Origin of the sequence: Micromonospora parva (genome assembly GCF_000718515.1) — a bacterium.
Classification (GTDB): Bacteria; Actinomycetota; Actinomycetes; order Mycobacteriales; family Micromonosporaceae; genus Micromonospora; species Micromonospora parva.
In genome coordinates this window covers 49,979-69,393 of sequence record NZ_JNZS01000008.1, presented here as the reverse complement: position 1 = coordinate 69,393, position 19,415 = coordinate 49,979, and the positions used below count along the sequence as shown (strand labels likewise).

Here is a 19,415-nt window from a genome sequence, read left to right as displayed (position 1 = left end):
CTATTATTGGTCCGCACCCCGCCCGGAGCGATCGACCGGGCGACGGCGGCATGGTGGCTGTAGCTCAGTTGGCAGAGCACCGGGTTGTGGTCCCGGTTGTCGTGGGTTCAATTCCCATCAGTCACCCCACTGCTTTCAACGACTCAGGCCCCCTCTTCGGAGGGGGCCTGAGTCGTTTTGGGGGTCAGGCAGGGGCAGCCACGAGAAAGCCCCCTCCGCAGAGGGGGCTTTTGCTCGGGTGGCTCAGGCGGTCGGCGTGGCGGACGGGGCGCTCGTCGCGTCCGGGCTCGGGGTGGTGGTGTCCGGGTCGGCCGGGGGCTCGTACGGAATGGCACTGCCCTTGACGTACTCGTCCCAGCTCATGTTCCAGTCGGTCCAGCCGTTGCCGTTCTGCAGCTTGCGCTCGGTGCCCTTGACGGTGATCGGGTCGCCGATCTGGGTGTTCTTGAAGAGCCAGTCGCCGTTGGCCATCGACACGTTCACGCAGCCGTGTGACACGTTCACGCTGCCCTGCTGCCCCTCGGACCAGGGTGCCGCGTGGATGAACTCACCACCCCAGGTAAGGCGCTGCGCGAAGTCAATCTTGGTGCGGTAGCCCTCCTCCGGGCCCAGCTCCTCGAACGTGTCGAAGACCGTCTTGCGCAGCTTCTCGATCACGACCATGGTGCCGCTGGACGACGGGGTGCTCTTCTTGCCCAGGCTGACCGGGATGGTCTTGATCACCGAGCCGTTGCGGGTCACCGTCATCCGCTTGGTCTTGTTGTCGACCGTCATGACCACCGCCGCGCCGATCTTGACGTCCACCGAGAGGTCGGCGCGGCCGTACCAACCCGCACCCATCGGCAGGCCACCCGCCTGCACCCGGTAGGAGACAGTGCTGTTGGGCTTCCAGAACTCCTTCGGCCGGTACCGGATCTCGGTGGGGCTGACCCAGTGCCAGATCCCCTCCTGCGCCGGGGTCGAGGTGACTGTCATCCGGCGCTGCACGTCGTCGCGGTAGTCCTCCGGGATGTTCCGGCTGAACTTCACGATCAGCGGCATGCCCACCCCGACCACCTGGTTGTCACCGAGGAAGCTGCTCACCCGAACCTGGTTGCCGGGCTTGGCCATGGTGGTGAAGGTGCTGGTGGCGGTGGCCGGACGCCCGTCGTCGCCGGTGGCGGTCACTGTCGCCGTGTAGCTCGTGCCGTACGCCAGCGCGCCGGCCGGCAACCACGACGTACCGTCCTTGGCGAGGCTGCCCTCGACCGTCTTGCCGGCGGAGTCCTTCAGCTCGACAGCGGTCTCCACGGCGTCCTTCGTGGTGAAGGTGATGCCGGTGGACGCCGGCACGTCCTTGGCGTCGGCCGCCGGCTCACTGATCGTCGCCGCGGCCTTCGGTGCGGGGTTCTCGCCGCCGCCGTGCCACGAGGACGGCTTGCCGCCGTCGCCGTCGGTGCAGGCGGAGGTGAAGGCCAGCGCCACGGCGAGAAGCCCCGCCGCGAACACGCGGCGTCGCCCACCGGGCCTGATCAGCTGGTCCTGGCTAGCTCGCATGGTTTCCCTCACAGTCGTGGTCGCTGCCCCATCGTCTCCTACTGACGCGCCAGAGCCGGCCCCGGTTGCCGAGGGTGAACCGAAACACGCCATCAATAGTGTCCAAATTCTGCTACTATTCGGCGTTTCGTGAGCCTGGCTCGTCTCCGTGCGGGGATCGCGGGGTCGCCGTGCAGCCCTCGCGCGGCGGGAGTGCAAGGGTACGCCGGCCCCGCCAACGACGGAGCCGGCGTAACGCGCCGACGCCTCAGATCGCCGGACCGGCTCCACCACTGGGCACCGGCAACGCGCTGCCCTTGACGAACTCCGACCAGCTCAGGCTCCACGCCGTCCAACCGTTGCCAGCGGCGATCCTGCGCTCGGTCCCCTTGATCGTGATCGGATCACCGATCCGGGTCTTGTCGAACAACCACCGGGCGTTTGCCATCGACACGTTCACGCAGCCGTGCGAGACGTTCCGCCGCCCCTGCACGTGCTCCGACCAGGGCGCGGCGTGGATGTACTCGCCACCCCAGGTCAGCCGCTGGGCGAACTGAATGTCGGTCACGTAACGGTTGGCCGGGTCCGGGTCGTCCCGGGTGTCGAAGACTGTGGCTTCCTTCTTCTCCATCACCACCATCGTGCCGCTCGACGACGGCGTGCTCTTCTTGCCCAGGCTCACCGGGATGGTGCGCACCGGCGCGCCGTTCTCGTACACCGTCATCTTCTTGTTGGCGTTGTCGACCTTCATCTCGAACGACCGGCCGATCTTGGCGGTGGCCTTGCGGTCGATGTCGCCGTACCGGCCGTTGCTCAGCGGCATGCCGGCCAGGGCGATCCGCACGGTGATGGTGGTGCCGGGCTTCCAGTACTCGGGGGCCCGGTAGTAGGCCTGCGTGCCGTTGCTGACCCAGTGCCAGGCACCCGGCTGCGGCGGGTCGGTCTTGACGAACATCCGCTTCTGCACCGCCGCGCGGTCCTTCTTCGGGATGCCCGGGTGGAACTCGGTGACCACGGGCATGGCCACCCCGTAGCTCTTGTCGTCGAAGAGGTACAGGCCCGAGCCGATCGTCGACTTCGGCTTGGCCATCGTGGTGAAGCTGCTGGTGCCCTGGCTGCTCGTGCCGTCCGACGCGCTCGCCGTCACCGTGGCCGTGTAGCGGGTGCCCCACTTCAACGGCGCGGACGGCACCCAGGACGAACCATCGGTACGCAGCTTGCCCTCGACCGAGCCACCACCGTCCGCCGTCAGGGTCACCGCTGACACCTTCCCGCCACCCGGGAGCTTCGCGCTGATCTCCGTGCTCACCGGCCGGTTCTTCGTGCCGTCGGCCGGGCTCAGGGTGAGCGGCGGGCCGCTCGGTGCGCTCGGCGCCGACGGCGCGGCTGAACCAGGGGCGGCACTCGCGTCCGACGACGCCCCGCCAACGAATTCCGGCTTCTTCTCGTCGCCGCCGCACCCGGCCAGTGCCAGCGACGCCGCCAGGGCCAGGGCGCCCACCACCGCCCCGGCTCGCGTGAACCGTGCCATCCCCACCTCTGTTCTCGCGTACCTGGCGGACATCGTGCCGTATCAGCGCCGCCACCCACGCCCCGGACTTTCGTACACGGGGGCTTTTGTAGCCATATGCCCGGTAAGCTCGACCGAAGGGGGGAGCCGGGTAACCGGATTGGAGCCCGGCTCGACCGGGTGCTAATCTTCTCTCCGTTGCCGATCGAGCGCCGCTAGCTCAACTGGCAGAGCAGCGGACTCTTAATCCGCGGGTTCGGGGTTCGAGTCCCTGGCGGCGCACCAACGAGCAAGGCCCTGACCTGGCAGATCTCTGCCGGTCAGGGCCTTTTCGCGTACGTCGGTGCGACGAGGCGATGTCAGCCGCTAGAGGCGGAGTGCGGCTCGTACAAGATCAGCGACGGCTCGGGAACGGCTGTGCGGGGGCCAGGCGATGACCGTGGTGACGTCCGGCGCGTCCACGATCGGCACTGCGACGACATCGTCGTTCAGCTGGGATCGGGCGGAGTCAGGCACGACCAGCAAGGTCCGGCCAAGGGAGGTGAGCTGCAAAAGTTGTGAGTGGCTCCGTGCCTCAGGACCCGGGCCGTCGGGATAGGTGCCATCATCCCCGGGCCAGCGCGGTAGAGGCAGGTCGGGCAGCTCGGTCACCTCGCTCAGCTGCAAACTCCCGCGAGTGGTGAGGGGGTGGCCGGCCGGGAGGATGGCGACCTGGCCCTCGGTGAACAGTTCCTCGGTGTCGAACCCGCTGAGGTTGTCGAACGGGTGGTGAAGGATCGCGACATCGGCACGGCCGGTTCGCAACAGTCGTTCCTGTTCGCCGGGGCCACACAGCATCACGTCGACGTCGACCGATCCAGGTTCGGTGGCGTAGGCGTTCAGCAGCTTCGCGAGCAACTCGCTGGACGCTCCAGCCTTGGTCGCCAGGACGACGCCAGGGTGACCGGTGACGGCGAGAGCTGCGCGGCGGGTGCGATGTTCGGCAGCTTCCACAGCGTCCAGCGCTGCTCGTCCTTCGTGCAGCAGGACCGCACCGGCTTCGGTCAGGGTCACCGACCGGCTGTCACGCCTCAACAAGGTGGCACCCAGACGACGTTCGAGCTGACTGATCGCCCGCGACAATGGAGGCTGGGCTATGCCCAGGCGTTGCGCTGCTCGGCCGAAATGCAACTCCTCGGCCACGGCGACGAAGTACCGCAGCTCTCGTGTCTCCACCCGTAGAGCCTAGCTGGGAGGTACGTAGGTGCGGCGATACCGTGAGGGTATCGCCCGTGACTCAGGTGGTCTTGGACGGCTCGCCAGCCGCGATTCAGAGTCGAAGACATGAGTGACAAGAAGATCGCCCTGGTCACCGGGGCCAACAAGGGCATCGGGTACGAGATCGCGGCAGGCCTGTGTGCGCTGGGTTGGAGCGTGGGTGTCGGGGCGCGTGAGCAAACCCGGCGGGACGCGGCGGTGGCGCGGCTGCGGGACGCCGGCGTCGACGCCTTCGGTGTCCCGTTGGATGTCACCGACGACCGCAGTGTCGCCGCCGCAGCCGACCTGATCGCCGAACGCGCCGGACGCCTCGATGCCCTGGTCAACAACGCCGGAATCACCGGCGGCGGGCCGCAGCAGCCGAGCAGCGTCGATCCGGCCGTCATCCGCACGGTGGTGGAGACCAACGTCATCGGCGTCATCCGGGTGACGAACGCCATGCTGCCGTTACTCGGCCGGTCGGCCTCGCCGCGCATCGTGAACATGTCCAGCAGCGTCGGTTCTCTGGCCCGACAGTCAGGTCCCGGTGGTGAGACCTCCACAGGGCCGGTCGCTGTCGCCTACGCGCCCTCGAAGTCGTTCCTGAACGCGGTGACCCTTCAGTACGTCCGGGAACTGGCGGACACGAACATCCTCATCAACTGCGCCTGCCCGGGCTACGTCGCCACCGACCTCAACGGCTTCCGTGGCGTGCGTACTCCCCGGGAGGGCGCGGCGACCGCCATCCGCCTGGCCACACTGCCCGACGGAGGCCCCACCGGTGGATTCTTCGAGGACGCAGGTGTGGTGCCCTGGTGACGGTTCGCGGCTCTCGCGCTGGCCCGACGCTGCTCGGCGTCGGGCCGGCTGCTGCACAGCGGCTGCGTCATCCCTGCCCATCGGGTGCCCGGGCGTCGCGGTCACCGGAAGCTCCGCCGATACGCCTGCGGGCTGGTGCCGGTGATGCGCTTGAAGCAGTCCCGGAAGGCGGTGGTGGAGCCGAAACCCACCTGCGTCGCCACCCGGTCGACGGGATGGACGGTGGTTTCCAGGAGATGCTGCGCCTGGTGAACGCGGACCCGGTGCAGCCACCGTAGCGGGCTGGTGCCGGTCTGGTCGCGGAAGTGCCGGTTCAGCGTCCGGGTGCTCAAGCCGGCGTGGCGGGCGATGTCGGCGAGGGTCAGCTCGCGCCGGGCGTTGTCGCGCATCCAGGTCAGCAGCGGCTCCAGGGTCGCCCCGTCGGCGGCGGGCGGTTCGTACGTGATGAACTGCGCCTGCCCGCCCGCGCGTTCCAGCGGCATGACGGACAACCTCGCCGTGGCGGCCGCGACAGCGGCGCCGTGGTCGCGGCGGACCAGGTGCAGGCACAGGTCGAGCCCGGCGGCGGCGCCCGCGGAGGTCAGGAACTGGCCGTTGTCCACGTAGAGCACGTTGGGGTCGACCTGGATCCGCGGATGTTCGGCGGCGAGCCGGTCGGTGGCGAGCCAGTGCGTGGTCGCGCGCTGCCCGTCGAGCAGGCCGGTGGCGGCGAGGGTGAACGCGCCACCGCAGATCGAGGCGATCCGGGCACCGTTCGCGGCGGCGGCGCGCAGCGAGTCGAGGACCGTTGCGGGCGTCGCGGCGGCGGGGTCGGAGACGCCCGGCACGACGACTGTGTCGGCGTCGACGAGCACGTCCAGGCCCCACGGCACCGCCATGCTGAACGCCCCAGCGGTGACCGTCGGTGTGGCGGCGCAGACGAGAACGCGGTAGCCGGCGCGGCCGTCCGGCAGGCGGGTGCGCTGGAAGACCTCCATCGGGGTGGCCAGATCGAACGGGACGACACTGTCGAGGGCGAGCACGGCCACTGTGTGCATGGCGGAATTCAACCAGTCAGGACCGTGCGGTCACCGACGGCCGCGCATCGGTCGCCCGCCGCGCGACCCGGCCGTACAGGTCTCTCACCGACAGGCCACCGGCGAAGCACCAGAGCGCGATGACCGGATCGCAGAGCGCGCAGCCCAAGGACGAGTCATGCAGTGACGGGATGATCGGGGTGCCGCGCCGGTGGTGCAGCACGTCCCAGACCGTGTGCAGGAGCCACCCGACGCCGATGAAGGTGTACGAGGTGAGCCCGGCGTAGCCCACCACCAGCAGCAGCGCGCAGAAGAGCAACTCCCACAGCCCGAACCCGCCACCGCTGATGTAGGCGGCCCCGGCGCCGGTGACGACGAGCGCGTTCAGGCGTCGCCGGTGCGGCTCCGGGACGAGGGAGTTGAGCCCGACGTAGACCAGCCCGATCACCACGGGCATGACGTAGCGCAGCACGGTCCGCCCCGTTTCCGTTCCAGTTGAGGAGTGTCGAGAGGGAGCCTAGGAAAGCTCGCAGTCGGCGACGAGAGGCGAAAATGCCATGGTCCGCCGGATTCTCGCCACTGATCCCGGCGGTCCTGACCGGGTAGCCCGCGCGGACACTGAGGCGGGTGTCCCTGTTTTCCCAGCGGCACCCTGGCGTGCTAGCGTCTCGTCCCGTTGCCGATCGAGCGCCGCTAGCTCAACTGGCAGAGCAGCGGACTCTTAATCCGCGGGTTCGGGGTTCGAGTCCCTGGCGGCGCACCAACGATCAAGGCCCCGACCTGGTGGTTCACACCGGGCCGGGGCCTTTTTCGTGTACGGCCGCGGCGGATGGCGGCTCGGCGGGTGCCCGGCATCCGCTGTCCCAGCTCAGGGCGTAGCGGGCAACCCGGCGCGGCACAGTTCAAGAGCGTCTCGAGCACCGCGCAGGGCTGCGATCACATTGGGCGAGGGGCGCACGTGCACTTCAGGAAGACCGAGGCCAGTCGATCCGTCGGTGATCGGGTAGGCCAGTTGCTCACGCCCGAGCCGGAACTGGGCGTCGATGCCGGTGCGGTTGCCGCGCGGGTCCTGGCGATGCCAGCCGCCCGCAAGGTATACGGCAACGAGGCCGTGCAGGAAGGGCTTTCCCCCGTCGGTCAGCTGTTGGTAGCACAACCCGGCCGGAACGCCGGCGGCCCGGGCCACGGCCACCAGCAGGTGCGACTTGGCATAGCAGAGGCCCACGCCGGCGCTGAGAACCTCGCCGGCGGTGACGGTGATCCGCGGATCCTGGGCGTCCACCGAGTGCCGGATCCGGTCACGAACCCATTCGAAGGCGGCCCGCGTGAAGTCGACGTCGTCCGGGTGCGCCGCGCGGAGTTCGCCAGCTAACGCTCGCACTGCCGGGTGGTCCACCTCGACGACCGTGTCACCGCCCAGGTACTCCATCGGTTCGCCCGCGACCAGTTGCACAGCTGTCCTTTCCCCGCCGCTTGTCGGATCGAGGCTGCTCCATCGCGCCATGACCCGTCGCGTACGGTAACGGTCCCATCTCACCGCGGCCATGCTCGGCCTGTCACCCTCATTCCCGGCCACAGCTGCGGCAACGCGCCGGCAGGGTCTAGGTTCTTCGCGGCTGGCATCGACGACGGTGAGGGGTACGCGTGAGCGACGTGAGGCTCAACGAGGGAGGATTCCGGGGCGGGTTCGACCTGCTCGTCACTCCCGACGTCCGGTTCACGCGGTTGCTGCGACGGGATCTGCGGCGGATGAGCTGGTTGTTCGTCATCTCGGGTCTGCTGTTGTCGATCACGAGCCTCGGTACGTTCACGGCCGACGGCGGGTGGCTCCTGGCGGGGCTGTTCGGCGTCCCGTTCGGGGCGGTCTGGTGCATCGCGGGGCTGATCAACGGCTCGGCGTACCTGCGACGTCACGCCGAGTTGAGCGCGCCGGTGCGGTACGTGTTCACCGCGGAGGCCATCGAGTGGCACACCGCTCATGCGGCGTTGCGGTTGCCGTGGACGGCGATCAGGCACGCCGTTCGGATGCGGGAGGCGTACCGCCTGGACTGCGCGGACCAGCAGCCGCGGTACCTGTGCCGGACGACGCTGGCCCCGGCCGAGGATGCGCGGGTGGCCGCGTACCTCGATGAACGGTTGGCGGCGCGGCTGGCCGCCGAGGCGTCAGTGCGGCCGATGCCACCTGTCGGGGGTGGGGCGTAGGCGGGCCGGCCCGGCGACGACCGTCGCCGGGCCGGAGAGCCTCAGTAGTCGATGTTGATGGCGGCGATCTGGCGGGTGCCGTTGGAGACGATGGCGGGGCCGGCGAAGCGGGAGCTGGCGTAGGTCAGTGCCGTCTTGTGGCCGGGACTGTTGAACCAGGCCTCGATCATCTGCTCGGGCGAGGAGTTGCCCGACGACGCGAACAGGACCTCGTGCCCGCAGTGCGTGAAGGTGCCCGCGTCCAGGTTCTGCTTCACGCAGGTCTCCGCGGCGTCCTGCTCGTTGGTGCGCATCTTGACCTCGGGCAGCCCGAGCGCGCGGCGTCGCTCGTTGAGCAGCACCAGGAGGCGTTGTTCGGCGGCGGACACACCGGCCGGCAGGGCGGCGGTCGACTTCCTGGCCGGCCTGCTCGGCGTCGGTGACGAGGTACGCGTCGGCGTCGCCGATCTGCTGGGGGTGGGGCTCGGGCGTGCGGCGCTCGGGGAGGGTACGGGCGCTGTGGGGGAGGGCGACTCGACAGCAGGTTCGCTCGGCTCGGGGGCGGCGTCGGTGACCTGCGCCGAGGGCTCGGCGGCTGCGGCGCTCGCCGGCTGTTTCGTCGGCCCGTCGGCGTAGGTGGTGAGGACGAGCCCGCCCCCTGCTACCAGGGCGACGGCCGCGACGGCGCCGACCAGGGTCTTGGGGAGCGACAGTGCCGTGAGGCGGGCCTTGGGCACCATCCCGGCCTTCGCGTACGCGCCTGCCGATGTGGCGCCCTGCGAGGAGGCGACGAGCTGGACCTGGTGGGAGACGTCCGACGCGAGGCGGGCCGGGACCGGCGTGAGCGCGAGGCCGGCGAGCAGCCGCTCGGCGGGAACCAGGTCCGAGGTGGTGTTCGGGCAGTACGTGCAGTCGCGGATGTGGCGTGCGAGCCGCTTGCGCCACACCGGCGCCGGTTGACCGTCCCAGTCGGCGGCCGTGTCGAGGAGGCCGGCGCAGCCGGGCCGGGCGATGAGGGCCCGCACCACCAGCCGAGCGGTGTCCAACTGCGCCTTCATCCGGGCCACGCGGACGGTCACGTGGTGCGGGTCGATCTGCAGCGCGTCGACCAGGTCGGCGCGGGACAGGTGACCGGCCTCGACCAGCCACCACAGGGAGAGCAGGTGGCGGTGGTCGTCGTCCAGCCAGCGCGTGGCCAGGACGACCTCCCGGCGCTGATCGGACAGGCGCAGCTGGGTCAGGGTCAGATCCTCGAAGTCCGAACCCGGGGCGACCATGTTGTCGATGTCCTCCGGCGGCGTCGGTGTGGTGTGCCGGTGCTGCCGGTAGGCGCGGACCTCGTTCATGGTGACGGCGACCAGCCAGGACCGGAAGAGCCGCGGATCGCGTACGCCCGCCAGCCCTCGTACGACGCTCAACATCGTGTTCTGCACGACGTCGTCGACGTCCGCGGATCGATTCAGTGCCCGTCCCACGATGTTGTACACCAGTGGCAGGTAGTGCGAGACCAACTCGTCAGTCGCGGCGTGGTCACCGCGGCGGGCCGCGTCCACCACCGCCGACAGGTCGGTTCTGTTCGGGTACGCGTGATAGGTCACGCTCACAACCTCGCCTTCACGGGACATCGTCGTACACCGTGGAGATGGGTTGCGGCCCGCTCAGGTCACACAAACTGAGCTGTCACCTGGTGCTGTTGAGGCGGACGATGGCGCCGTTGAGCGCGGTGGCGAAGAGCGTCCACGCGGCGTACGGGGCCAGCGCGGCACCCGCGACCGGGTCGACGCGGGAGGCGCGGCGGACGAGCGCGAAGTTCGAGGCGTTGAGGGCGGCGATCTCGGCCAGCGCGACGGTGGGCCTGCGGGCCTTGAAGAACAACGCGCTCCAGCCGAAGTTGAGAGCCAGGTTGAGCGCGTAGGCGCGGGTGAAGGCGGCGCGATCGGCACCGTCGGTGCGGTCCAGTACGCGGGCGCCGGCCACCGCGATCAACGCGTACAGCGGCGTCCACGCCAACGGGAACGCCACCGGCGGTGGCTGCCAGCTCGGCTTGCGCAGCCGCCGGTACCAGCCGTTGGAGGTGTCGTTCACCGCTGTCCCGGCGGCGGCCGTGACGGTGACCGCCGCCGCGGTCTTGACGAGGGTCGGTAGTCGCATGGTGTTCAGCTACCCGGCCGGCGGCGGATCAACCACGGGTGGTCGCCGGGGCTGGGCGAAGGCGGGCGACCGCAGGCACCCGCGATGCCTCAAGTAATGCTCAAATTACGTTGATCCCGGCCGATGCCGATGAAGATCCGCATACGCTCACCGGACTCGCGCAGGGCCCCGGACCTTCTCGCCACGCCAACCATCACCCGTGCTCAGACCCAGGATGCGCGAGCGTCATCCGTCCGTCCTATGTGGATCAGTGTGAACACGAAGGAGGGGATAATGCGACGCAGACAACGGCGCATCGCGTTTGTGGTGCTGCCCGCCCTGATGGCGGGCGTCCTCGTGTCGACCGGGCCAGCGGGTGCGGATCCCGCGGGTCCGACCGCCACGGCCGGCTCCGCGCCATCCCAGCTTGAGACCGTGGACCAGGTACGCCGCGTACACGTCAAGCTGGCCGGCGCCGACATGCTGGACAAGGTCGTCGCTGCCGGCTTCGACCTCGAACACGGCCTCCGGCGCGTGCCGACCGGCATCGAGGGCGAGGCGGTGGTCACCGCCGAGCAGATCATCGAACTGACGGCGATGGGCGTCGAGGTCCTCCGCGATGGCGTCGGGTTCGGCTGGAGTGACGAGGCCGATGGCGGCATCGCGGGCGCTGCCGCGCGGGTGGCGCAACCGGCCAGCCACGAGGCGACGGTACGGATCGCCCGTGCCGACTGGTTCACCACCAAGGGCCAGGGCTTCCTCTACGTCGAGGCGCGCACCACGGAGGGGCAGCAGGCCGAACCGGTCGTCGAGATGCAGCTCGAGAACGACTCGGGCAGGGCCACGCCGTTCGGCTTCGCCCGGACGATGAGCCGCTTCGTCGACTCGGGGCAGTACATGTTCCACCGCAACCTGTTCAAGCTCGACGCGCGCCCGAACCAGATCCGGGTCACGAGCTCAACCGGCGGCGTCGCCACCGGCACGGTCTCCGACTGGCTTGAGGACGCTCCGCCGCCGCTGACGGCGAACCCGTCCTACAAGTCCGACTTCGTGGACGGCTACCGGCACCCGCAGCAGCTCTACAGCCGCGCGAAGGAGATCGCCCGCCAGTACCCGGACATCGCCGAAATCGTCTACCTCCCGAACCAGACCAACGGCTACCAGCGCAAGGCGCAGGCCACGATCGGCGGTACGGGTCAGTCGGCAGTCGTGGTCAGCTCGGCGGCGTGGGGCCACGAGGGTGGCAACGACGTCACTGTCGAGTTCGTGGACCGGCCGGGGGCGGACCTCCCGCTCACCGTGGAGGTCGCGGGCAAGGCGGTCCGCGTCCTGCTCGGCACCGACGCCTCCGGCGCTCCGGCGAGTACGGCCACCCAGGTCGCGGACGCGCTGATGACCCGGTCCCAGGGCCTCATCGACCGGGCGCACCCGTACCGCACCAACGCGGGCACCGGCATCGTCGCGGCGACGGCCGGCCCGGTCGCGTTGACCGACTTCCTCGACCAGAAGCGCGTCGGCGCACCGGACGGTGAGGTGCCGCGGGGCCCGGTCACCATCCCCGTCCTGCGGATCGGCAAGCACCGTGACGGCAGCAAGCCCGGCGTTCTCATCCAGGCGCAGGACCACGCCCGCGAGTGGGTGCCGGCGACGACCAGCCTGGAGTCGGCCGAGCGCCTGGTGCACAACTACCGGTCCGACCGGGAGACGAAGAAGATCGTCGAGAACACCGACGTCTTCTTCATCCTCTCCAACAACCCCGACGGGGCGAACTACAGCTTCTACAACTTCGCCTCCCAGCGGAAGAACATGACGAACCACTGCCCGAACGCGACCGCCGACCCGGGGCAGCGGAACTCCTGGGGCGTCGACCTGAACCGGAACTACCGGGTCGGGTCGGGCCACGACGGCTACGCGGGAGGGTCGACCAACTGCGTCAGCGGCACCTACCAGGGGCCGGAGGAGCTGTCCGAGCCGGAGTCGAAGAACATCATCTGGCTGGTCGAGAAGTACTCGAACATCAAGTTCATGATGTCCGTGCACTCCAACGGCGGGCAGCTGTTCTGGCAGCCCGGTGCGTACATCGCGGACGGGCGGATCACCACGCCGCGCCCGCCGCTGGGCGACGAGGCGTTCTACTGGCAGTCGGCCTCCCGGATCCTGTCGCAGGTCAAGGCGCACCGGGAGACGGTCGTCACGCCGGAGAACGTCGGCGGCTCGTCCGACGTCCTCTACTCCTCCGCGGGCAACGTGCGCGAGGACCTGTACTACACCTACGGGATCTACGCCTTCGGCTGGGAGGTCGGCGGCTCCGTCTACAACCCGGCCACCGGCGACTGGCAGGGCGGTTCGTTCCAGCCGGAGTGGGCGGGCAACCCCGAGCTGGTCAGCGGCCACGCCGAGACGATGGAGTACGCCAACGGGATCATGGAGATGTTCCGGGTGGCGGCGGACTGGGGACGGGACAGGAAGAACCCGACATCGCAGCTCGTTCCCGGCGCAGGGACCTACCGCGGGCCGGTGGACGTACGCTTCGAGACGAGCGAGCCGGCCACCATCTACTACACGACCGACGGCAGCCGGCCCACGCTCCAGTCGCCGCGCTACGCGGCCACCGAGTTCCGGGAGCCGGGGCAGGTGTTCCACGTGACCGAGACGACGACGTTCCGCTGGTTCTCGGTGGACAGCGCCGGCAACATCGAGAAGAACTACGACCCGACGAAGAACGACAGGCGCAACAACTACCGGACGGCGACGATCAAGATCGCCAAGAGGTAGTCCGCGTACCGTGATCGAAGCCCCGCCGGTCGGTGTCACCCGCACCGGCGGGGCAACGGTCAACAGGGCCCGCGCGGGCGTCGGCAGCGCGGATAGGTCCTCATTTGGTGGGTAAGCGGCGCGCATGCCCGCGAGCGAGGATTCGGCCGCCGACCTGGATTCGGCACCACACGGGCGTTCTCGCGTCGACCGGATGTTCGGCAGCCTGCGGGAGCGGGCGCGGGAGGCGTGGCGCGTACGTTCCTGGCGGTTCCGGCTCTACGGTCTGCTCGCCGTGCAGGCCGCCATCGCGGCGGGGCTCGCCTGGTTCGTCGTGTACCAGTTCCTCGGCAATCCGTCCCCGGTCTTCGCGCCCACCACTGCGGTCGGCATCGCGGCCGCCGCGATGGGCTCCCGCCTGCGGCGCACCATCGAGTTGCTGGTCGGGGTGGTGCTCGGGCTCGCCGTGGGTGACACGCTCATGCCGCTGTTCGGCATCGGCCCGTGGCAGACCGGTGGGGTCGTCCTGCTGGCGATCATCGTGGCCATCCTGCTCAAGGGTGGCGGGTCGCTGCTCACCCAGGCCGGCGGTACGGCGGTGCTCATCGCCACCCTCGAACCACCGGTCCGTGACCTGTCCATCCCCCGGTTCGTGGACGCCACGGTCGGAGGGCTGATCGGGTTGGCGGTCAGTCTGCTGCTGGTGCCCATCCATCCGCGGCGGACACTGCACCGACTGGCCGAGCCCGTGGTCGGCCCCGCGGTGGTCGCCATGCACCATGTGGCGGCGGCGCTGCGCCTGCGGGATCTCGGGCAGGCGGAGCAGGCCCTGCGCGAGCTGCGGAACATCGGCCCGCAGATCATCGCGTTACGGGACGGGCTGCAGGCCGCCGGGGAGGTGGTGCGACTCGCGCCGCTGCGCTGGCATGAACGCGACTCGTTCGCCCTCCACGCGGAGGCGATCCGACATCTGGAACGCAGCGTGCACAGTTGCCGATCTCTGGCGAGGCAGCTCACGACGGCACTCAAGGACCACGAGCCGCTGCCGGAGGAGCTCTCGGCCGCCATCGACCTGCTGGCCGACAGCGCGCTGGACCTGCGCGCGGCGATCGTCGCGCGGGAGGAGCCACGGGAGCCGCGCGAGCGGATCCTGGAGGCTGTCGAACTAATCGGACGGGCACAGGGCCTGTCCGCCCGCGACCCCACCCGCCTGCACCGTCACCGTCTGGGCTACTCCGGGATGATCGCCGTGGGCGAGTTCCGGACCATCGCCCATGACCTGCTCATCGCCAGCGGCCTGGACCCGGAGAAGGGCGCGGCACTGGTGCGGCAGGCGATAGGCCGGGGCCAGCACGACTGATCGCACTGTCGGCCGGTCAGCTGGACGTCCGCCTGGGCAGCAGCAACTCCTCGTGATCGAGTTCCCGTTCCAGGACGCGCAGTTCCTCGTCGGGCAGCCGACCGCTGTCGCGCCAGCGCACGAGTTCCTCCCGCTGGGCGTCGATGGCCGTCCGGCGGACCTGGAGCGCCGTCTCGTACTGCGGTGAGGTCGGTAGCTCCGACGACCCGCTCTGTTCGAGCAGGTCGAGTCGCCCGCGGTAGCGCGCCAGTCGGGCCAGCAACTGGGTACGGGTGGTGTTGACGGCCATCGCGCTGTCCGGATCGGCGGCGGCGACCTCGTCCAGGCGGGCCAGGGCGGCCTCGACCGCCGCCGAGCGGGCCTCGTTGCGTACCCGGGCCTGGTCGGTCTCGTTGGCGCGCAGGCCGAGCCTCCGCACGAGCGGCGCGAACGTCAGGCCCTGCCCGACGAGCGTCACGAGGACGACCACGAAGGTGCAGAACAGGAGCAGGTCCCGGTCGGGAAAAGGCGCCCCGCTGTTGGTGGTCAACGGCAGGGTGAAGATCGCGGCCAGGCTGATCACCCCACGGGTGCCCGACCAGCTCAGCGCCGTCACCTCGCGCAGGGACAACCGTTCGGCGTTGCGGTCGGCGCGGGCGACCTGCCGGGCACTACCGGGCTCGTCCGGGTCGTCCTGCTCGGATACGCCGCCCAACCGACTGTGCAGCGACCGGGGGAGGGACTGGGTCAGCACCAGCCAGGCGGGGCGCAGCAGCAGCACCACGCCGACCGACACCGCGACGGCGATGACGATGGTGGACGTCTCGTACTGGCGCAGGCCCTTGACGACCTCGGGGAGCTGCTGGCCGATCAGCAGGAAGACGAAGCCCTCAAGGAGGAAGTCGACAAGCCGCCACACGGCGCTCGTCTGCAACCGGGCGGCGCCGGAGCCGAGCTGGGGCGTCTGGTGGCCGACGATCAGCCCGGCGATCACCACGGCGAGCACGCCGGAGACGCGCAGCTCCTCACCCACCAGGTAGGCCACGAACGGTGTCGCGAGCGAGATGGCGTTCGACAGCAACGGATCGGTGGTGAGCGGTCGGGCCAGACGTACCAGCCAGGCGATGGCCGCCCCCACCGCCACCCCGCCGACCGCCGCCAGCACGAACTGGCCGACGGCGGCCGGGAACGAGAATTCGCCGCCCACCGCGGCGGCCACCGCGACGCTGAGCATCGTCAGGGCGGTGGCGTCGTTCAGGAGCCCCTCACCCTGGATGATCGTGACCATCTTCGGTGGCAGGTTGACCCGGCGGCCCACCGCGAGCGCGGCCACCGGGTCGGGTGGCGCGACGGCGGCGCCGACCGCGATTCCGGCGGCAAGTGTCGCGCCGGCGACGAACAGATGGAAACCGATGCCGACGAGAACGCCGGTGAGAAGCACCAGCAGCACGGACAGGCTGACCACGATGCGCAGGTTGCGGCGGATGTCCAGCAGCGAGGAGTCCAGTGCGGCGCTGTAGAGCAGCGGCGGCAGCACGACCATGAGCACGAGGTCAGGATCCAGCCCGACGTTGGGGCCCGGGAGCAACGCGTACGCGATGCCGATGAGCGGCAGCAGCGCCGCCGCCGGCAGTCCGGTGCGGGCCGCCACCCACCGCACGGCGACGATCACCGCGACGGCGGCGAGCACGAACAGCAACATCGAGTGGGTGCTCACGTGGTGACGTCCCCCTGGAGCGGCGCGAGCGAGATTGTTCGGGGTGCCGGGCGGTCAGCGCAGCACGCAGCGGTGACGAGCCTACCCGCTTGATCAGCCGAACTTCCTGGTCGACCGGGCGGGGTCCCTCCCGCGCGGCGCTGCGCCGCGTTGCCCCACCCACCTTCGCCGGACGCCGTGTCGGACGGCTGCGTTACCTTCTCCGCCATGCCGATGATCACGATCGCCGATGAAGTGACCGGAGCCCTGAGCGGACCCGAGTGGAGCGTGGAGGTCTTCGAGGAGTCGCTACGCCTCGACGAGTTGATCCGGCGGCGGACATTCCTGGAGATCGCCGAGTCCGGTGCTGACGTCGACGCGGAGGCGCGGACGCAGGTGGCACTCGACGCGTTCCGTCGCAACGGGTTCGTCGTGCTTGTCGACGACCGGCAGGTGACAGCCCTGGACGAGAAGGTCCGCCTGCACGCGGGGTCGCGGATCACCTTCCTCAAGCTCGTCCCGCTGGTGGGTGGCTGATGGACACGCGCGACGCGGAGTTGGCACTGCGTGACGTGGTCGACACCGTCAGGGGATGGTGTGAGCGGAGCGACAACACCCTCAACGAGCATGGACGGCGGGATTTCGTCAGCCGGATGACCACGGTGCTCGGCTGGGTGTCGGCCGGCACGCTGCCCGCGCTGCTCGCCGCGCTCACCGATCCGCACGGGCCCTACCAGCTCGCTGCGCCGCAGGTCGAGCTGCTGCCGGAGGCCATCCGGCAGGGTGAACTGCTTGCCGCCGCGGTGGCGGACCTGGGCGGCCACGACGCGGACCATGATCGCCGTCGCGCCGCGGCGATGACAGTGGTCGAAACCCTGCCGATGTTGGCGTACCAGACCGAGACCCCGTGGGACCGCGCCCGTCGCGAGGTGTGGGCCCGGGCGGCGCAACTGCTGGCCGCGCAACCGGCGCCGGTCCGGCAGACGGTGTTCGACGCCTTGACCGTACCGGGGGAGGACAGCGACGGGCGGGGCACGCTGATCAGTGCCGTGCGCTCCGGCGGCGGGCTCGACGGCGCCGTCTGGCTCGACCGGCTGGGCGGTCAGGCATGGTTGGGCTTCGGTTACTGGAGCACGCAGCTCAAGCGGTTCACCTGGGAGTCCATCCAGGCGGAGGCGTCGGCCGGGCGGGTGAACCCGGCGGCCCTGGCGACCTGGCGCCGGACCCGGGTCGAGCGTTCGCTGCGCGACATGAGCGACGAGGCTGACCGGGTGTGGCCGATCCCCAATGTCGGCGAACAGTGGGCCGACCGCGCGATCGCGGACGTCGAGGCGATGCCGGAGGACCGCCGGGCCGCGTGGCAGGCGCTGCTGGCCCACTGTTCGGTCGAGGCGGACAAGGCGAAGCCGTCGGCGGGCTGGCGCAAGCAGGCTCGGTCGCTGCTCGACGCGGTGGGCGGCGACGAGTTCACCGCCCGGCTCGACGATTGGCTCCCGCTCGTGGGGCAGGCGCGTACCTTGCCGCTGCGCATGACCAAGTGTTGTCCCGGCCACCTCGCGGACGTCCCGCCCCGGATGATCGACCGCTACAACGTCGGGCTGCTGTGGGGCCTGGTCTGGCTGCGGACGATGCTGCCGTCGTCGGAGGAGACCCTGCGCAGCCTCGGCCAGATCGCGGAACGAGCAGCCCGCAAGATTCCGGGCCACGGCCCGGCCAGCCCGAAACTGGCGAACGTCGCGGTCGCGGCGCTCATCGACTCCGATCATCCCGCCGCCCTCGCGCAACTGGCCCGGCTCGCGTCGCGGCTGACCTACAAGAGCACCCTGCGCATCGTGGAGAAGGGGCTGACCCAGCACGCAGAGGCGCTCGGCGTCAGCCGCGAGGACGTCGAGGAGATGGGCCTGCCCGGCTTCGGCCTTCCCCTCGCGGACAAACTGGGTGACTGCTCGTACGAGCTGGAGGTGCGCGGCATCGACGCCGTCCTGGTGTGGCGCAACGCGGACGGCAAGGTGGTCAAGGCCCCACCCGTGCAGGTGCGTAAGGAGCACGGCGACGAGCTGAAGGAGCTGAAGGCGACCGTCACGGACGTCGCGGCGACGCTGATCGCCACCCGCGACCGCCTGGAGGGGCTGCTGCGGCGGGACCGGGCGTGGACCGTCGAGCAGTGGCGGGAGCGTTTCCTGGACCACCCACTGGCCCGGACCCTGGCCCGGCGTCTCATCTGGACCGTCGACGGCGTGGCCTGCTGCTGGGGCGGCGACGCCCTGCGGAGCGTGGACGACAGGGTTGTCGAGCCCGCCAGCGACGCCACGGTACGGCTGTGGCACCCGGTCGACGACCCCGCCGCGGTCCAGGCTTGGCGGGACTTCCTGGGCCGGCACACGATCACCCAGCCGTTCAAGCAGGCGCACCGTGAGCAGTACCTGCTCACCGACGCGGAGCGCGCCACCGGCACGTACTCCAACCGGTTCGCCGCGCACATCGTGCGCCAGCACCGTCTCAACGCGCTGCTGTCCCGGCGCGGCTGGTCGTACGTCCAGCACCGCAACGACGGTGCCAGCTACGACCTGCCCTGGTTGGCCCTACCCGACTGGGGTCTGCGGGCCCAGCTGAACATCGCGGGCATCGAGGATCGTGCCGACGACGCGGTGTTCGACACGATGGGAACCGACCAGCTGTGGTTCGCCCGGGGTGAACGCACGCCGGTGCCGCTGGAGGAGGTTCCGGCGGTCGTGCTGAGCGAGGTGATGCGCGACGTCGACCTGTTCGTGGCCGCGGCCGGCGTGGGCAACGACCCGAACTGGTACGACGGTGGCCCCCAGGGCCGGTACCGCGACTACTGGTCGCAGAGCAGCTTCGGCGACCTCACCCCGACCGCCCAGACCCGCCGGGAGGTGCTGGCCGAGCTGATTCCCCGGCTGGCGATCGCCGACCGGTGCACGGTCACCGACCGGTTCCTCGAAGTGCGCGGTGACCTGCACACATACCGCATCCACTGCGGCTCGGGCAACATCCTGATCGCCCCGGACGACAGGTACCTGTGCATCGTTCCTGCCTCGGCGAAGGCGAAGGAGCCGGAGATGTTCCTGCCCTTCGAGGGCGACAGCCGGCTCGGCGAGATCATCAGCAAGGCGTTGCTGTTGGCGGCCGACAAAAAGATCAAGGACCCGGTGATCCTGCACCAACTCTGAGGCACCAACGGGAGCGGCCGTGCTGTCG

Annotated in this window: 15 protein-coding genes and 3 tRNA genes; 9 read left to right on the top strand and 9 right to left on the bottom strand. The window is 70.0% G+C overall.

All coding sequences use genetic code 11. The features are described 5' to 3' along the window. Nucleotides 1–53: 53 nt before the first annotated feature. A tRNA-His gene (locus IF22_RS0111815) sits at nt 54–129 on the top strand. A gap of 114 nt (nt 130–243) precedes the next feature. On the opposite strand, the gene IF22_RS0111810 is transcribed toward IF22_RS0111815, so the two are convergent. Then, a complete protein-coding gene (locus IF22_RS0111810; protein ID WP_030331200.1) occupies nt 244–1,536 on the bottom strand; it encodes a L,D-transpeptidase in 1,293 nt (430 codons plus the stop codon). Between the two features lie 247 nt (nt 1,537–1,783). After that, nucleotides 1,784–3,046, bottom strand: a complete 1,263-nt coding sequence (locus IF22_RS0111805) for a L,D-transpeptidase (protein WP_030331198.1) — start codon at nt 3,044–3,046, stop codon at nt 1,784–1,786. 188 nt (nt 3,047–3,234) lie between these two features. Between IF22_RS0111805 and IF22_RS0111800 the strand changes: the two genes are divergently transcribed. Further along, nucleotides 3,235–3,310 (top strand) — tRNA-Lys (locus IF22_RS0111800). An 81-nt stretch (nt 3,311–3,391) separates the two neighbouring features. On the opposite strand, the gene IF22_RS0111795 is transcribed toward IF22_RS0111800, so the two are convergent. Next, on the bottom strand, nt 3,392–4,240 hold the full coding sequence (locus IF22_RS0111795; protein ID WP_030331196.1) for a LysR family transcriptional regulator: 849 nt from the start codon (nt 4,238–4,240) through the stop codon (nt 3,392–3,394). A 108-nt stretch (nt 4,241–4,348) separates the two neighbouring features. On the opposite strand from IF22_RS0111795, the gene IF22_RS0111790 reads away from it, so the two are divergent. Continuing rightward, nucleotides 4,349–5,080 (top strand): SDR family oxidoreductase, encoded by a 732-nt coding sequence (locus IF22_RS0111790; protein ID WP_030331194.1) that lies wholly within the window; start codon nt 4,349–4,351, stop codon nt 5,078–5,080. Between the two features lie 101 nt (nt 5,081–5,181). On the opposite strand, the gene IF22_RS0111785 is transcribed toward IF22_RS0111790, so the two are convergent. Next, entirely contained in the window at nt 5,182–6,117 is a 936-nt protein-coding gene (locus tag IF22_RS0111785) for a GlxA family transcriptional regulator (RefSeq protein WP_030331193.1), read from the bottom strand. 16 nt (nt 6,118–6,133) lie between these two features. Beyond that, entirely contained in the window at nt 6,134–6,568 is a 435-nt protein-coding gene (locus IF22_RS0111780) for a DUF6010 family protein (protein ID WP_245233610.1), read from the bottom strand. Nucleotides 6,569–6,783: 215 nt separating this feature from the next. Between IF22_RS0111780 and IF22_RS0111775 the strand changes: the two genes are divergently transcribed. Continuing rightward, nucleotides 6,784–6,859 (top strand) — tRNA-Lys (locus IF22_RS0111775). Nucleotides 6,860–6,964: 105 nt separating this feature from the next. On the opposite strand, the gene IF22_RS0111770 is transcribed toward IF22_RS0111775, so the two are convergent. Further along, nucleotides 6,965–7,549 carry a transglutaminase-like domain-containing protein gene (locus IF22_RS0111770; protein ID WP_030331189.1) on the bottom strand — a complete coding sequence of 195 codons (585 nt, stop codon included), beginning with the start codon at nt 7,547–7,549 and terminating at the stop codon, nt 6,965–6,967. Between the two features lie 191 nt (nt 7,550–7,740). Between IF22_RS0111770 and IF22_RS0111765 the strand changes: the two genes are divergently transcribed. Beyond that, complete coding sequence (locus tag IF22_RS0111765; protein WP_030331187.1) at nt 7,741–8,298, top strand: hypothetical protein; 558 nt, start codon at nt 7,741–7,743, stop codon at nt 8,296–8,298. 41 nt (nt 8,299–8,339) lie between these two features. Here the strand turns inward: IF22_RS0111765 and IF22_RS0111760 are convergent, their stop codons facing one another. Both IF22_RS0111760 and IF22_RS0111755 read right to left on the bottom strand, forming a co-directional pair. Further along, on the bottom strand, nt 8,340–9,875 hold the full coding sequence (locus IF22_RS0111760; RefSeq protein ID WP_051708416.1) for a sigma-70 family RNA polymerase sigma factor: 1,536 nt from the start codon (nt 9,873–9,875) through the stop codon (nt 8,340–8,342). A gap of 82 nt (nt 9,876–9,957) precedes the next feature. Continuing rightward, entirely contained in the window at nt 9,958–10,428 is a 471-nt protein-coding gene (locus tag IF22_RS0111755) for a TspO/MBR family protein (protein ID WP_030331183.1), read from the bottom strand. 273 nt (nt 10,429–10,701) lie between these two features. Here IF22_RS0111755 and IF22_RS0111750 point away from each other — a divergent pair, with 273 nt between their 5' ends. Together IF22_RS0111750 and IF22_RS0111745 are read left to right on the top strand one after the other, a co-directional pair. Beyond that, nucleotides 10,702–13,182 (top strand): M14 family metallopeptidase, encoded by a 2,481-nt coding sequence (locus IF22_RS0111750; RefSeq protein ID WP_036411317.1) that lies wholly within the window; start codon nt 10,702–10,704, stop codon nt 13,180–13,182. 124 nt (nt 13,183–13,306) lie between these two features. Next, the gene (locus IF22_RS0111745; RefSeq protein WP_081883803.1) at nt 13,307–14,521 is read left to right on the top strand and encodes an FUSC family protein; all 1,215 of its coding nucleotides are present in this window, start codon (nt 13,307–13,309) and stop codon (nt 14,519–14,521) included. Nucleotides 14,522–14,537: 16 nt separating this feature from the next. Here IF22_RS0111745 and IF22_RS0111740 read toward each other — a convergent pair whose 3' ends face one another. After that, nucleotides 14,538–16,217, bottom strand: a complete 1,680-nt coding sequence (locus tag IF22_RS0111740) for a Na+/H+ antiporter (RefSeq protein WP_030331177.1) — start codon at nt 16,215–16,217, stop codon at nt 14,538–14,540. Nucleotides 16,218–16,424: 207 nt separating this feature from the next. Between IF22_RS0111740 and IF22_RS0111735 the strand changes: the two genes are divergently transcribed. Together IF22_RS0111735 and IF22_RS0111730 are read left to right on the top strand one after the other, a co-directional pair. Beyond that, nucleotides 16,425–16,733, top strand: coding sequence for a hypothetical protein (locus IF22_RS0111735; RefSeq protein WP_030331175.1), 309 nt, complete (start codon nt 16,425–16,427; stop codon nt 16,731–16,733). Further along, nucleotides 16,733–19,387, top strand: coding sequence for a DUF4132 domain-containing protein (locus tag IF22_RS0111730; protein WP_030331173.1), 2,655 nt, complete (start codon nt 16,733–16,735; stop codon nt 19,385–19,387). The genes IF22_RS0111735 and IF22_RS0111730 overlap by 1 nt, the downstream gene beginning before the upstream one ends. The last annotated feature ends 28 nt before the right edge of the window (nt 19,388–19,415 follow it).